12 protein-coding genes are annotated in these 13,867 nt (G+C 68.2%); 6 read left to right on the top strand and 6 right to left on the bottom strand.

Annotation, left to right across the window (positions count from 1 at the left end; all coding sequences use genetic code 11):
* Positions 1-89: 89 nt before the first annotated feature.
* On the bottom strand, positions 90-1,319 hold the full coding sequence (hemA, locus tag IT40_RS01630) for a 5-aminolevulinate synthase (RefSeq protein ID WP_036749768.1): 1,230 nt from the start codon (positions 1,317-1,319) through the stop codon (positions 90-92).
* 169 nt (positions 1,320-1,488) lie between these two features.
* On the opposite strand from hemA, the gene IT40_RS01625 reads away from it, so the two are divergent.
* Complete coding sequence (locus tag IT40_RS01625; protein ID WP_036749640.1) at positions 1,489-2,874, top strand: dipeptidase; 1,386 nt, start codon at positions 1,489-1,491, stop codon at positions 2,872-2,874.
* A 163-nt stretch (positions 2,875-3,037) separates the two neighbouring features.
* On the top strand, positions 3,038-3,613 hold the full coding sequence (locus IT40_RS01620; protein ID WP_036749637.1) for a LysE family translocator: 576 nt from the start codon (positions 3,038-3,040) through the stop codon (positions 3,611-3,613).
* A 151-nt stretch (positions 3,614-3,764) separates the two neighbouring features.
* On the opposite strand, the gene IT40_RS01615 is transcribed toward IT40_RS01620, so the two are convergent.
* The 5 genes from IT40_RS01615 to IT40_RS01595 form a co-directional block, all read right to left on the bottom strand.
* Entirely contained in the window at positions 3,765-4,274 is a 510-nt protein-coding gene (locus tag IT40_RS01615; protein WP_036749634.1) for a CarD family transcriptional regulator, read from the bottom strand.
* A 452-nt stretch (positions 4,275-4,726) separates the two neighbouring features.
* Complete coding sequence (fdxA, locus tag IT40_RS01610) at positions 4,727-5,065, bottom strand: ferredoxin FdxA (RefSeq protein WP_024845187.1); 339 nt, start codon at positions 5,063-5,065, stop codon at positions 4,727-4,729.
* Positions 5,066-5,245: 180 nt separating this feature from the next.
* A complete protein-coding gene (locus IT40_RS01605) occupies positions 5,246-5,515 on the bottom strand; it encodes an RNA-binding S4 domain-containing protein (protein ID WP_036749632.1) in 270 nt (89 codons plus the stop codon).
* Complete coding sequence (locus tag IT40_RS01600) at positions 5,512-8,448, bottom strand: helicase-related protein (protein ID WP_036749627.1); 2,937 nt, start codon at positions 8,446-8,448, stop codon at positions 5,512-5,514. Before IT40_RS01600 ends, IT40_RS01605 begins: the two co-directional genes overlap by 4 nt.
* Positions 8,448-9,194, bottom strand: coding sequence for a tetratricopeptide repeat protein (locus IT40_RS01595; protein WP_036749624.1), 747 nt, complete (start codon positions 9,192-9,194; stop codon positions 8,448-8,450). Before IT40_RS01595 ends, IT40_RS01600 begins: the two co-directional genes overlap by 1 nt.
* A gap of 50 nt (positions 9,195-9,244) precedes the next feature.
* Here IT40_RS01595 and IT40_RS01590 point away from each other — a divergent pair, with 50 nt between their 5' ends.
* The 4 genes from IT40_RS01590 (at position 9,245) to IT40_RS01575 (ending at position 13,834) form a co-directional block, all read left to right on the top strand.
* The gene (locus IT40_RS01590) at positions 9,245-9,529 is read left to right on the top strand and encodes an SCP2 sterol-binding domain-containing protein (protein ID WP_036749621.1); all 285 of its coding nucleotides are present in this window, start codon (positions 9,245-9,247) and stop codon (positions 9,527-9,529) included.
* Positions 9,530-9,533: 4 nt separating this feature from the next.
* Entirely contained in the window at positions 9,534-10,478 is a 945-nt protein-coding gene (locus IT40_RS01585) for an alpha/beta fold hydrolase (protein ID WP_036749618.1), read from the top strand.
* 89 nt (positions 10,479-10,567) lie between these two features.
* Complete coding sequence (locus IT40_RS01580) at positions 10,568-12,424, top strand: M3 family oligoendopeptidase (protein WP_243700105.1); 1,857 nt, start codon at positions 10,568-10,570, stop codon at positions 12,422-12,424.
* 228 nt (positions 12,425-12,652) lie between these two features.
* Positions 12,653-13,834: a dipeptidase gene (locus IT40_RS01575; protein ID WP_036749616.1), complete on the top strand. Its 1,182-nt coding sequence runs from the start codon at positions 12,653-12,655 to the stop codon at positions 13,832-13,834.
* Positions 13,835-13,867 lie beyond the last annotated feature (33 nt).

Raw genomic sequence — 13,867 nt, 5'->3', positions numbered from 1 at the left:
GCTGCTCGTCCCCGCGAATCGGAAGACTCTCACAACTTGATTAAAGCAAGGTTATCACGGGCGCGAGAGGTCTTCACCCCGAAACCGTCTCAGGCAGCTGAAGTTGAACGGTTCAGTTTGCACTGCGACCAGAGGTTGTCCATGGCCTTCACCAGCTGGTCGATCTGCTTGGGATCATGCACCGGCGACGGCGTGAAGCGCAGCCGTTCGGTGCCGCGCGGCACGGTCGGGAAGTTGATCGGCTGCACATAGATGCCGAAATCGGCCAGCAGCATGTCCGACAGCGCCTTGCAATGCACCGGGTTGCCGACATGCACCGGCACGATATGGCTGCCATGGTCCATGATCGGCATGCCGAGCCCGCGCAGCCGCATCTTCAGGATGCGGGCGTTCAGTTGTTGCTGGTCGCGCAGCAGCTGCCCCTCGGCCGTCTTGAGGAAGGCGATCGAGGCCGCGGCCCCGGCCGCCACCGCCGGCGGCAGCGAGGTGGTGAAGATGAAGCCCGGCGCATAGGAGCGGATCGCGTCCACCATCTTGGCCGAGGCGGCGATATAGCCGCCGAAGACGCCGAACGCCTTGCCCAGCGTGCCGTTGAAGATGTCGATGCGGTGGCTCAGCCCGTCGCGCTCGGCCACGCCGCCGCCGCGGGGGCCATACATGCCGACGGCATGGACCTCGTCCAGATAGGTCAGGGCGTTGAATTCCTCGGCCAGGTCGCAGAGCGCCGCGAGGGGGCCGAAATCGCCATCCATGGAATAGATCGATTCGAAGGCGATCAGCTTGGGCGCCTCGGGATCGTCGGCCTCCAGCAACTCGCGCAGATGCGCGACGTCGTTGTGGCGGAAGATGCGCTTGGCGCCGTCGAACCGCTTGATCCCCTCGATCATCGAGGCGTGGTTCAGCTCGTCGGAATAGATGATGAGGCCGGGAAACAGCTTGCGCAGGGTTGAGAGCGTGGCGTCATTGGCGGTGTAGGCGCTGGAAAAGACCAGTGCGGCCTCTTTCCCGTGCAGGTCGGCCAGTTCCGCCTCGAGCCGCTTGTGATAGACCGTGGTGCCCGAGATGTTGCGCGTGCCGCCGGAGCCCGCCCCGGTGGCATCCAGCGCCTCGTGCATCGCCGCCAGCACCACCGGGTGCTGGCCCATGCCCAGGTAGTCGTTGCCGCACCATACGGTGATCTCGGTCTCGGTCCCGTCGGGACGGGTCCAGACCGCCTGCGGATAGGCCCCCTTGCGACGCTCGATGTCGATGAAGGTGCGGTAACGACCCTCTTCGTGCAGCTTGCCGATGGCCTGATCGAGGGCGGCTGAATAGTCCATCACGGATCCCTTGCCTTGCTTGAACTTGCTTGCTTGGGGGATCATGCTGCGATCCCGCGGGTCATACCTTGATACGCATCAAGCCAGAGGAAATACAGCGTTAAAATGTCGCACCCATACCAAGGGGACAGGCATTTTCTCTGATAAAATCAATCAGGAAAGGCGAAGGATGACGGACAATTCCAGAATCGGCGAAGTACTTTCAACGCTGGACGCGGGGCTGCCCCAGGCGCTCGACCGGCTGATGGAATTTCTTCGCATTCCCTCGGTCTCGACCGACCCGGCCTATGCGGCCGAGGTGCGGCGTGCCGCGGAATGGCTTTGCGCCGAACTGGTCTCGCTGGGCTTCCGGGCCGAGCTGCGCGACACGCCCGGCCATCCGATGGTGGTCGCGCATTCGCCGAAGGGGACGCGGCGGCCGCTGCTGTTCTATGGCCATTACGACGTGCAGCCCGTCGATCCGCTCGAGCTGTGGGAACGCCCGCCCTTCGAGCCGCATATCGAGGACACGCCGCAGGGCAAGGTGATCCGCGGCCGCGGCGCCTCGGACGACAAGGGCCAGCTGATGACCTTCGTCGAGGCGTTCCGCGCCTGGAAGGCGGTGCATGGCAGCCTGCCCTCGGACCTGGCGCTGCTGTTCGAGGGCGAGGAGGAATCCGGCTCGCCCAGCCTGCGCCCCTTCCTGCGCGAGAATGCCGAGGAATTGCGCGCCGGCATCGCCATGATCTGCGACACCGGGCTTTATGCCGACGGCCGCCCGGCCATCACCACCCAGCTGCGCGGGCTTTGCGGCGAGGAGATCGTGATCCGCGCCGCCGACCGCGACCTGCATTCGGGCAGCTTCGGCGGGCTGGCGGCGAACCCGGTCCAGATCCTCGTCAACGCGCTTGCGACGGTCAAGGACGCCGGCGGCCGCGTCGCCCTGCCCGGCTTCTACGACGGCGTCGAGGAGTTGTCCCCGGAACTGCGCGCCGACTGGGCCGCGCTCGGCTTCGACCCGGCCGAGTTCCTGGGGCGCGTCGGGCTGAAGCATCCGGTGGGCGAGACGGGCCGCACCGGGCTGGAGATGGTCTGGAACCGCCCCACCTTCGAGATCAACGGCATCACCGGCGGCTATACCGGCGAGGGCTTCAAGACCGTGTTGCCAGCCGAGGCCCGCGCCAAGGTCAGCTTCCGCCTGACCGGCACCCAGGATCCCGACCGCATCCGCGAGACCTTCCGCGCCCATGTCCGCGCCCATGTCCCCGAGGATTGCACGGTCGAGTTCCACGGCCATGGCGCCAGCCCGGCCAGCCGCATGGACATCTCGGACCCGGCCTTTGCCGCGGCCAAGGCGGCGCTGACGCAGGAATGGGGGCGCGAGGCGGCCTATATCGGCGCCGGCGGCTCGATCCCCATCGCCGGGGATTTCAAGGAGATCCTGGGCATGGATTCCATGCTGATCGGCTTTGCCCGCGACGACGACCGCATCCATTCCCCGAACGAGAAATACGATCTCGACAGCTTTGCCAGGGGCGCGCGCAGCTGGGCGCGCATCCTGGCCGCCCTGGGCTGAAAGCCGCGAGGGGCGGCCCGGCCGGATCGCCCCCTTTCGCACGTAGCGGCAGCGGCGAAAAGCGGCCGTGACCGGGCCCTTGCCTTGCGCCCCTGACCCAGATCAATTCATCCAGGGGAAGCCCATGATAGCGCGCAGGCAGGATTGAGAAGGGACGCGACCGATGACCATGACGGCATTCGTTTCGGCGGTTCTGGCGCTGCTGCTGGCGCCGGGGCCGACGAATACGCTGATGGGGATCGCCGGGGCGCGGCGCGGGCTGGCCAGCGTCGCGCGCCTGCTGCCCGCGGAACTGGCGGGCTATCTGACGACCGTCCTGCCGCTGGCCTTCCTGGGCGCGGGGCTGCTGGAACAGGTGCCGGCCCTGGCCGTCGGGCTGAAACTGGCGGCGGCCGTCTGGATCATGGTCCTGGCGACGGCGCTGTGGCGTGCGCCCGGCGATGAGGGCGAAAGCCGCGGGGTCGGCGCGCGGCGGATCTACGTGACCACCGTCCTGAACCCCAAGGCGCTGATCTTCGGCCTGGTCCTGCTTCCCGCGCCGCAGGATCCGGCCTTCGCGACACGGCTGGGGATGTTCTGCCTGATGGTGATGGGCGCGGCCCTGGCCTGGGGCTGCGCCGGGGCCTTGACGCAGGCGGGAAACGGCGGCGGAAAGCGGCTGCAAGGCGTCCAGCGGCTCGCCTCGGTCTGGCTGGCACTGGTTTCGATCTCGCTGGTCTTCGGCCTGATGCGCGCCTGACGCCCGCAACTTTACCCCACCGGCCTGATGCGCGCTCGACGCGGGCAACTTTTCCGACGGGGGTTTTGCCCCGCTCGGGTGCAGCCTTCCCGCCTCTCGGCATGAAAAAGGGCGCCCCTGCGGGCGCCCCGATCATCCCGACGGCCTGCCCTCAGGCGGCGCGGGCGGTCAGCACGGTTTCGACCTTCTTCTGCGCGCCGGCCTCGTCCATGCCGGACACGGCGGCGACCTCGCGGGTCAGGCGGTCGAGCGCGGCCTCGTAGAGCTGGCGCTCGGAATAGGACTGCTCGCGCTGGTCGTCGTTGCGATGCAGGTCGCGCACCACCTCGGCGATCGACATCAGGTCGCCCGAGTTGATCTTTTGCTCATATTCCTGGGCGCGGCGCGACCACATCGCGCGCTTGACGCGGGCCTTGCCCTTCAGCGTGTCCAGCGCCCGCTCGACCAGGTCCGGGGTCGAGAGGCCGCGCATGCCGATCTCGGTCGCGCGGGCGGTCGGGACGCGCAGGGTCATCTTGTCCTTTTCGAACGAGATCACGAACATTTCGAGGCGCAGTCCCGCCACCTCCTGCTCTTCGATCGAAACGATGCGGCCCACGCCATGGGTGGGATAGACGACAAAGTCATCGGGGCGGAATTCGGTCTTCTTGGCTTTCGACATTGGGCATCCTTCGCAGTTGCACCGCCACGCGGCACAAAAACCCCCAAGGCGGGACAATCCCCCCTTACGGGCCAACATTGTTGTTCTTGCACTTCTGACCGGGCAGTCGATCAGGACAGGCAGCAGCGCCGGCCAGGCCACAAAAGCAGCCCGACCGGCGCGAGATGGCTGCACCATAGCACAAAAATCGCGCCGGTTCAAAGGTTCCCTGAAAAGCGGCACCGGCCCCGTTTGACGAGAGAAAATCGTTCAGACTCAACACCAGGAAACGCTTCACCGAACAGAGCCGATGCATGGCCAGGGCGAATCGACGCCCTCGCCACGGATGCGATCTAGCGGTTGTGGCCCCGTCCCGCCAAGCGATGCGACAGTCAAATCCGACATATGATGCAGGATCGGCACAGTCGTTAGCATTTCAAACGAAATCGGCCCCGCGAACGGGACCGGAGGTCTCAATCCCCCTCGCCGGGCGCTTCCGAGAAATATTTCTCCAGCTTGCCGGGCATGCCGTCCATCTCCTGATAGCCGGGCATCGGATCCTTCTTGCGGGTGATTACCGGCCAGGATTCGGCATATTTGCGATTGAACTCGACCCATGTCTCCATGTCGGGCTCGGTATCGGGGCGAATCGCGTCGGCCGGGCATTCCGGTTCGCAGACGCCGCAGTCGATGCATTCGTCGGGATGGATGACCAGCGTGTTCTCGCCTTCATAAAAACAGTCCACGGGGCACACCTCGACGCAGTCGGTGTATTTGCACATGATGCAGTTTTCGGTGACGACATAGGTCATGGCGAGATATTCCTGTTTCCTGATCGGCTAGTTACGCCCGCCGCAGCCATCAATCAAGGCCACCGCCGGCGAAAAGACGAGGATAGGGCCGAGCCCCGGCCGGGATGGGATGGCGTTCTGTCGCAGGGGCGCGGGCAGGAACCCGGTTCCTTGTCCGGCTGACCGGAGTCCTTCGCCAGCCTAGAGTTCCTCGTAAAGCGTGGCCGCCTCGGTGGCCGGGCCGCGGCGTTCGCCCAGAAGCACGATCCGCAGCACCCTGACCCGGCCATGGGCCGAAACGGTGACGGTATCGCCGCCCCGCACCGCCTGCGCCGGCTTGCTGCAGGGCTGGCCGTTCAGCCTGATGCCCCCGGCGCCGATCGCATCGGCGGCCAGGGTGCGGGTCTTGAACAGCCGCGCGTGATGCAGCCAGCGGTCGAGCCTGATGCTTTCGCCGCCTTCCCCTCTCACGTCTTGTTCTTGAGCGCGGCGAGAACGGCGAAGGGGCTGTCCGGGTCGGCCTGTTTCTCGGCGCGCGGCGGGCGGGCCTCGAAGCTCTTGGGACCGTCATGGCGCGGCTTGCCCTTGGGCTTGCCCTTCGGGCCGCGGTCGGGCCGGTCGCCGCGTTCGCCGCGCGGCTTGCCGTCGAAGGGCTTGCCCTCGCGCCGATTCTCCTGCCCCGCCTCGCGTTCGCGACGCGGGCCGCGCTCGCCCTGCGGGCGGCCCTGACCCTGCCCTTGGCCTTGGCCTTGGCCCTGGCGCTCGCCGCGCTCGGGCCGGCGATGGCCGCCGCGGGGGCGCGGAGCCCAGGTGAAGCTGTAGAACACCTCGGTCTCGGGCGCCGCTTCGCCAGGTTCGGCGCCGGCTTCGGCCGCAACGACCTCGGCCTCCGCCTCGGCGGCCTTGCGGGCGGCCTGCTCGGCCTCCCATTTGGCGCGGGTCTCGGCGGCAAGCACGCTTTCCTCCTCGGTCAGCGGATGCTCGTGGTCGGCCTCTTGCGGCGCGGGCTCGGCGGCGGGCGCCGCCTCGGCGCGGGCCTTGGGGCGCTCGCTCCGCTCGGCGCGATAGCCCAGGCCCTGCATCAGCCCGGCGAACTGCTCCAGCGTCATGCCGGTGATCGACAGCATGTCGGGCGTCGCCTCGAAGCCGCCGCGGCTGTCCTGGCCGCGCAGCATGTCGGCCAGCCGCTCGAGCATGTCGATGCGAATCGCCCGCTCGCCCGCCGGGTGATAGCCCGACAGCGTGTAATAGCCCTTGGGCACGTCGGGCAGGTTGGGGATCGTCACCAGGCCGGGCGGCGGGCTTTCGGGAAACTCCGACAGGCCCTGGTCCAGCCCCCAAAGCACCAGCCGCAGCCGGGTCGGCGCCGGCTTCAGCAGCGCCGGCTGGAAGATGGTGAACTGGCCAAAGCGCACGCCATGCTTGCGCAGAAGGCCGCGCGCGTCCTGGTCCAGTTCCTTGACCTCGGTCGCCACGCCCTCGCGCGGCAGCACACCCAGCGCCTCGACCAGGCGGAACGCGAAGCCGCGGGCCAGCCCGGCCAGCGTCTCGTCGTTCCTGAGCGCCAGCAGCGGCTCGAACAGGGTGGCGATCTTGCGGTCGATGAAATGCTGCAGGCGACGGCGCACCTTCTCGGCGATCTCGGGGCCGGCCTCCTCGTCGACGAAGGCCTCGACGCCGGGTTTCAGCGCCTCGGCGCCCTTGACCAGCTTGCCCACCGCCGAGCTGCCCCACATCAGGCCGCCCTGCTCGGTGAAGTCCAGCTCGGTATCCGGCGCGTTATAGAAGCGGTCGGCGCGCAGATGGAACTCGGGGCGCAGCGCCTCATAGGCGGCGCGTTGCAGCATCCGCGCCTCGTCCCCGGTTGCGCTCGGATCGGCGTGGAAGCGGAAGCCTTCCAGACGGCCGGCGAATTCGCCCTCGACCGTCACTTCGCCCTTGTCATTCACCTCGGCCAAAAGGCTCTCCTTCTGTTTGAGCCGGCGCAGCAGCACGGAAGTGCGCCGGTCCACGAATCTTTGCGTCAGAGCCGCGTGCAACGCGTCCGACAACCGATCTTCTACCGCGCGCGTCTCGGCACGCCAATGACTTTCGTCCGACACCCAGCCGGATCGTTGGGCAACATAGGTCCAGGTGCGTATATATGCCAATCGTTTCGACAATGTGTCGATGTCGCCCTGAATCCGGTCAATGCGGCGGATCTGCCCCTCCAGCCAGTCGCCGGGCACCTTGCCCTCGCGCAGAAAGCCGAAGATCCGCGCCAGCAGCGTCGAATGCTCGGCCGCCGAGATCGAGCGGAAATCCGGGATCCGGCAGACGTCCCAGAGCAGCCGCACCTCGCGCGGATGCGTCACCTGGTCGCGGATCTCGGGCATCGCCGACAGCGCCTTGAGCGCGCGGATGTCGTCCGCCTCGCGCCCGCGCACCAGCCATTCCGATTGCGGCTGCGTCTCGAGGCTTTGCAAGAGCCGCTCGACCGTGCCGAATTCCAGCGCGGCATTGCGCCACATCAGCCGGCCGATCGGCTGGAAGCGGTGGTTCTCGATCGCCTCGATCAGCCCCTCGTCCAGCGGCGCGGCATCGCCGGTGACGCCGAAGCTGCCCGGCTCGGTATGCCGCCCCGCCCGGCCGGCGATCTGGCCCAGCTCATGCGGGAACAGCGGGCGATAGCGGCGGCCGTCGAATTTCTCGGTGGCGGAAAAGGCGATGTGGCGGATGTCGAGGTTCAGCCCCATGCCGATGGCATCGGTGGCGACCAGGTAATCGACCTCGCCCGCCTGATACATGGCGACCTGCGCGTTGCGGGTGCGCGGGCTGAGCGCCCCCATGACCACGGCGCAGCCGCCCTTCTGGCGGCGGATCAACTCGGCCGTGGCATAGACCTCCTCGACCGAGAAGCAGACGATGGCCGAGCGCGCCGGCATCCGGCTGATCTTTTTCGAGCCCGCCCAGCTGAGCGTCGAGAACCGCTCGCGCCGCATGAACTGCGCCTGCGGCACCAGCGCGGCGATGGCCGGGCGCATGGTGTCGCTGCCCAGCAGCAGGGTTTCATGCAGCCCGCGCATGTTGAGCAGCCGGTCGGTGAAGACATGGCCGCGCTCGGGGTCGGCGCAAAGCTGGATCTCGTCGATGGCGACGAAATCGGCGCCGACCTCGGGCATGGCCTCGGTGGTGGCGACCCAGTATTGCACGCGCTCGGGCACGATCCGCTCCTCGCCCGTGACCAGCGCCACGACCGAGGGGCCGCGCGCCTTGACGATGCGGTCATAGACCTCGCGCGCCAGCAGGCGCAGCGGCAGGCCGATGACCCCGGTGCGATGCGCCAGCATCCGGTCGATGGCGTAATGCGTCTTGCCGGTATTGGTCGGGCCAAGGACGGCCGTGACCCGCGATCTGTCACTCATCAGGCGTCGGTGCCCTGCAATTTGCGTTCGAGGCGCTGGACGGCATCCTGCGCCTCCTGTTGATGGGGGTGGATCTTCAGGCTCTGGCGAAAGGCCTCCAGCGCGTCCCGGTCGTCGCCCAGTTCCTCGAGGATGGTGCCCAGCTGGGTCAGGGCGCCGAAATGGCGCGGCTCGAGCCGCAGCACCTGCCCCAGATCGGCGATGGCCGGGCCGAAATCCCCGTCCAGATAGAAGGCGACCGAGCGCAGATACCAGCCCGCCGCGAAATCCGGCGCATGGTCGGTCAGCGCGGTCAGGTGGCCGATGGCGGTGACGGTGTCGCCCGTGTCCAGCGCCGCCTCGCCCCGCTTGTAGAGCAGGTCCATCGCCGCCGAGCCGGAGCGCGACCAGATGCGCAGGATGTCGGTCTCGGCCCGCGCCCAGGTCTCGCCGCCCGGCTGGGCCAGTTCGGCAAACAGCAGGTCCAGGTCCTCGCGCTCGCGCAGCCGCGCCTCGGCGGTCGGCTCGGAGGGGGCCGCGGGTTCGGAAAGCGGGCTTTCGGGCAGCGCCTCGCCTTCGTCCTCGGGCGGACCCTCCTCGTCCTCGGGAATATCGTCCTGCGGCGGTGCGTCCTGCACCGGCATCGCATGGGGCAAGGGCCCCCCGTCCTGCCGCGCATGGCCGGGGCCGGCCGCCGCCAGCCCCAGGAAAAGCGCTGCCGCAACGGCAAGATGGAAATGGGGGACTGGCAAAAGCATATTCCCCATGTAACTTTCCCCATCGTCTAATTCCAGACACGAGAACAGGAGATCCCAGAATGAGCAAAGTCATCGAGGCAGCCGTGGCCGCGCTGGACGAAAAGGCCAAGGGCTTCGACGGCACCGCCAAATTCGTCATCGAGGGCGAGGGGGCGGTCTATATCGACGCCGACGGCGCCCGTGCCGCCGACGACGAGGCCGAGGTGACGCTGACCGCCAGCCGCGAGACCTTCGAGGGCCTGCTGTCGGGCGACGTGAACCCGACCACCGCCTTCATGACCGGCAAGCTGCGGGTCGACGGCTCGATGGGCACGGCGATGAAGCTGGGCGCGCTGCTGTCCTGAAGCGATGAAGCCCGCGCCCTTCAACACGCTGCCCGGCGACCCCCTGCCCCTGGCCCGCGCCTTCTGGCTGCGGGCCGAGGACGGGGTGCGCCTGCGGGCGGCGCATTGGGCCGCGGGCGGCGCCTCGGGCACGGTGCTGCTGTTTCCGGGCCGCACCGAATACCTGGAGAAATACGCCGAGGTCGCGGCCGACCTGAACGCCGCCGGGCTGGACGTGCTGGCGCTGGACTGGCGCGGACAGGGCATGTCCGACCGCCTGCAGGACAATGTCCGGCCCGGCCATATCGGCGATTTCGCCGATTACCAGCGCGACGTGGTCGAACTGGTGGTCGCGGCGCAGGAACTGGACCTGCCGCGGCCCTGGCACCTGCTGGCGCATTCCATGGGCGGCACCATCGGCCTTGCCGCGCTCGACTCGGGCCTGCCGGTGCAAGGCGCGGCGTTCTCGGCGCCGATGTGGGGCATCAACCTGCGCGGCGTGCCCGAGGCGCTGGCGCTGGCGTTTGCCACCACGCTGGGCCGGCTGGGCCGCGGCGGCCACCCCGCGCCGCGCACGGGGGGCGAGAACAGCTTCGTGCTGATGGACCCGTTCCACGACAACCTGCTGACCCATGACGGCCGGCGCTGGGGCCGGCTGGTGGCCGAGGCCGCGGCCTGGCCCGACATCTCGGTCGGCGGCGCCAGCAACGACTGGCTGCGCGCGGCACTTCTGGAATGCCGGCGCCTGGCCGCCCTGCCCCCGCCCGCGCTGCCAGCGCTGATCGCGCTGGGGGATCGCGAGCGGGTCGTCTCGCCCCAGGCCATCCGCAGCCGCGCCGCCGCCTGGCCCGGCGCCCGGCTGCTGGACCTGGCCGATTGCCGGCACGAGCCGATGATGGAACGCGACCCCGTCCGCAGCCGCTTCCTGGACGCCGCCATCGCCCATTTCGGCGCCGCCGCCGCATCCTGAACCGCAGCCTGCACCCCCGTCCTGCACATCGCATGGCTTGCAGCCCGGCGGTTCAGAGGTCACATGTTGACCATACGAAAGGAGCGATCATGACGATTTCTGCCCGCAGCCCCCTGGACCGCGTCCTGCCGCGAGACGAGAATGCCTTGCCTGTCCCGGCCAAAACCCCCGATCTGGGCGCGCTGCCGGAATGGAATTTGGGCGATCTCTACCCCGCGCCCGATTCGCCGGAACTGGCCCGCGACGTCGAGGCGGTCGAGCGGGCCTGCTGCATCTTCGCCCGCGACTACGACGGCAAGCTGGTCTCGCTCGACGCCGGCAAGATGCTGGAATGCATCGAGCGCTACCAGGAGATCGACATCCTGGCCGGGCGGGTCATGTCCTATGCCGGGCTGCGCTATTACCAGAACACCACCGATTCGGCCCGCGCCAAGCAGATGGGCGACCTTCAGGACCGCATCACCGCGGCAACGACCAAGCTCGTGTTCTTCAGCCTGGAGTTCAACCGCATCCCCGACGCGCGCTACGAGGAAATCTTCGCCGCGCCGAACGGTCCCGCCCGCTACAAGCCGGTCTTCGACCGCATGCGCGCGATGCGCCCCTATCAGCTCTCGAACGAGCTGGAACGCTTCCTGCACGACAATTCGGTGGTCGGCGCCGCCGCCTGGAACCGGCTCTTCGACGAGACCACGGCCGGCCTGACCTTCGCCGTCGAGGGCGAGGACGAGGAACTGGGGCTGGAGGCGACGCTGAACCTGCTGACCGACCACGACCGCGCCCGGCGCGAGGCCGGCGCCTGCGCCCTGGCCGAGGTCTTCGGCAGGAACGTCAAGCTCTTCGCCCGCATCCACAACACGCTCGCCAAGGAAAAGGCCATCGAGGACAAGTGGCGCAAGATGCCGACGCCGCAGACGGCGCGGCACCTGTCGAACCATGTCGAGCCCGAGGTGGTCGAGGCGCTGAAGAACGCCGTCACCGCCGCCTATCCGCGCCTGTCGCATCGCTACTACCGGCTCAAGGCGCGCTGGCTGGGGCTCGACAAGCTCCAGGTCTGGGATCGCAACGCGCCGCTGCCCAGCGAAAGCCCGCGCCTGATCCCCTGGGCCGAGGCGCAGGCGACGGTGCTGGACGCCTATGCCGGCTTCTCGCCGAGGCTGGCGGAACTGGCGCAGCCCTTCTTCGAGCAGGGCTGGATCGACGCGGCGATGAAGCCCGGCAAGGCGCCGGGCGCCTTCGCCCATCCGACCGTGACCACCGTCCATCCCTATGTGCTGCTGAACTATCTGGGCAAGCCGCGCGACGTGATGACCCTGGCGCATGAACTGGGCCACGGCGTCCACCAGCGGCTGGCGGCAGCGCAGGGGGAACTGCTGGCCGCGACCCCGCTGACCCTGGCCGAAACGGCCAGCGTCTTCGGCGAAATGCTGACCTTCCGCGCGCTCCTGGCCCGGACCGGGGACAAGGCGCAGCGCAAGGCGCTGCTGGCCGGCAAGGTCGAGGACATGATCAACACGGTGGTGCGCCAGATCGCCTTCTACGACTTCGAATGCAAGCTGCACGCCGCACGCGCGCGGGGCGAGCTGACGCCGGACGACATCAACGCGCTGTGGATGTCGGTGCAGGCGGAAAGCCTGGGCGATGCCTTCGAATTCATGCCGGGCTACGAGACCTTCTGGACCTATGTGCCGCATTTCGTGCATTCGCCCTTCTACGTCTATGCCTATGCCTTCGGCGACGGGCTGGTGAACGCGCTTTACGCCGCCTACGAGGACGGGCTGCCCGAGTTCCAGGCGAAATATTTCGACATGCTGGCGGCGGGCGGCTCGTGCCATCACAAGGAATTGCTGGCGCCCTTCGGCCTCGACGCCTCAGACCCGGCCTTCTGGGACAAGGGCCTGTCGATGATCGAGGGCTTCATCGAGGAACTCGAGGCCATGGAGGACTGAACCCTCGCCGCCGGGGGCGCTTCGCCCCCCGGACCCCCAGAGGATATTTGGACACGAAAGAACAGCAAGGCCTCTTCCGCCGTTCTTCCGTGTCGAAATATCCCGGGGGAATCCCGAAGGGATGGGGGCAGAGCCCCCTCTTCCCCCCAAGCCGTTGCCGGGGCAGTTTTCCGTCGCCTGCGGCATGGGCCTGTCCTATGCTGCCGGGAAACCGAAAAAGGGGACGGCATGATCCGCATGATCCGACGCACCATCCTTTGGCTTCTGGGCCTGGCGGCCCTGGCCGCCGTCGTGGTGGCGATCTGGGGGCCGGGATTCGTCGAGCGCCGCCTGAACCCGGTTTCCGGGCCCGCCGAGGGCTGGCCGGTCTCGCCCCAGGCCGAAGCGCTGCACCAGCGGCTGGTGATCGGCGACTGGCATTCGGATGCGCTGCTCTGGGACCGCGACCTGCTGGGACGCGCCGAGCGCGGCCATACCGACATTCCGCGGCTGGCCGAGGGCAATGTCGCGGTGCAGGTCTTCACCACCGTCACCAAGAGCCCGCGCGGCCAGAACTATGGTCGCAACTCGGCCGAGGCGCCGGACAACATCACCCCGCTCTTCATCGGCCAGCTGCGCCCGCTGCCGAGCTGGTTCAGCCTCAAGGAGCGCGCGCTGGTCCAGGCCGCCGCCCTGCGCCGCGCCGCCGAGCGCGCGCCCGACCAGCTCATGCTGATCCGCTCGGCCGAGGATCTGCAGACCCTGCTGGAGGCGCGGCAGAACGGCGCGAAGACGGTCGGCGCCATCCTGGGCTCGGAAGGGGCGCATCCGCTGGAGGGGCAGATCGGCAACCTCCAGGTGCTTTACGGCGCCGGTTTCCGCCTGCTGGGCCTGACGCATTTCTTCGACAACGAGCTTGGCGGCAGCCTGCATGGCGAAGGCGGCAGCGGCGCCGGGCTCAGCCCCTTCGGCCGGCAGGTGGTCGAGGAGATGATGGCCAAGCGCATGATCATCGACCTGGCCCATGCCAGCCCGCAGATGGTGCGCGACGTTCTGGCCATTCCCGGCACCCGGCCGATCCTGTCCCATACCGGCATCCACGGCCATTGCCCCAGTCCGCGCAACCTCGACGACGCGCTGCTGCAGGCCATCGCCGGCAAGGGCGGGCTGATCGGCATCGGCTATTGGGCCGATGTCGTCTGCGGCAAGACCCCGGCCGACATCGCCGCCAGCATCCAGGCCGCCATCGCGCTGGTGGGCGAGGATCACGTCTCGCTCGGCTCGGATTACGACGGCTCGGTCGATGCGCCCTTCGATGCCTCGCATCTGGCCGCGCTGACCCAGGCGCTGCTGGATGCCGGGCTGAGCGACCAGCAGATCGCCAAGGTCATGGGCGGCAACATGATGCGCTATCTTGCCCAGATGCTCTGAACCCGCCTAAGCTGCCACCGCATCAAGGAGAGG

Origin of the sequence: Paracoccus versutus (genome assembly GCF_000763885.1) — a bacterium.
GTDB lineage: Bacteria > Pseudomonadota > Alphaproteobacteria > Rhodobacterales > Rhodobacteraceae > Paracoccus > Paracoccus versutus.
Note: the sequence above shows the minus strand (reverse complement) of the source record. Positions and strands in the feature narration are given on the sequence as shown.

Excerpts from the sequence above, each read along its gene's own strand:
- hemA (WP_036749768.1), bottom strand. The coding sequence starts at position 1,319 with ATGGACTATTCAGCCGCCCTCGATCAGGCCATCGGCAAGCTGCACGAA.
- IT40_RS01625 (WP_036749640.1), top strand. The coding sequence starts at position 1,489 with ATGACGGACAATTCCAGAATCGGCGAAGTACTTTCAACGCTGGACGCG.
- IT40_RS01620 (WP_036749637.1), top strand. The coding sequence starts at position 3,038 with ATGACCATGACGGCATTCGTTTCGGCGGTTCTGGCGCTGCTGCTGGCG.
- IT40_RS01615 (WP_036749634.1), bottom strand. The coding sequence starts at position 4,274 with ATGTCGAAAGCCAAGAAGACCGAATTCCGCCCCGATGACTTTGTCGTC.
- fdxA (WP_024845187.1), bottom strand. The coding sequence starts at position 5,065 with ATGACCTATGTCGTCACCGAAAACTGCATCATGTGCAAATACACCGAC.
- IT40_RS01600 (WP_036749627.1), bottom strand. The coding sequence starts at position 8,448 with ATGAGTGACAGATCGCGGGTCACGGCCGTCCTTGGCCCGACCAATACC.
- IT40_RS01595 (WP_036749624.1), bottom strand. The coding sequence starts at position 9,194 with ATGGGGAATATGCTTTTGCCAGTCCCCCATTTCCATCTTGCCGTTGCG.
- IT40_RS01590 (WP_036749621.1), top strand. The coding sequence starts at position 9,245 with ATGAGCAAAGTCATCGAGGCAGCCGTGGCCGCGCTGGACGAAAAGGCC.
- IT40_RS01585 (WP_036749618.1), top strand. The coding sequence starts at position 9,534 with ATGAAGCCCGCGCCCTTCAACACGCTGCCCGGCGACCCCCTGCCCCTG.
- IT40_RS01580 (WP_243700105.1), top strand. The coding sequence starts at position 10,568 with ATGACGATTTCTGCCCGCAGCCCCCTGGACCGCGTCCTGCCGCGAGAC.
- IT40_RS01575 (WP_036749616.1), top strand. The coding sequence starts at position 12,653 with ATGATCCGCATGATCCGACGCACCATCCTTTGGCTTCTGGGCCTGGCG.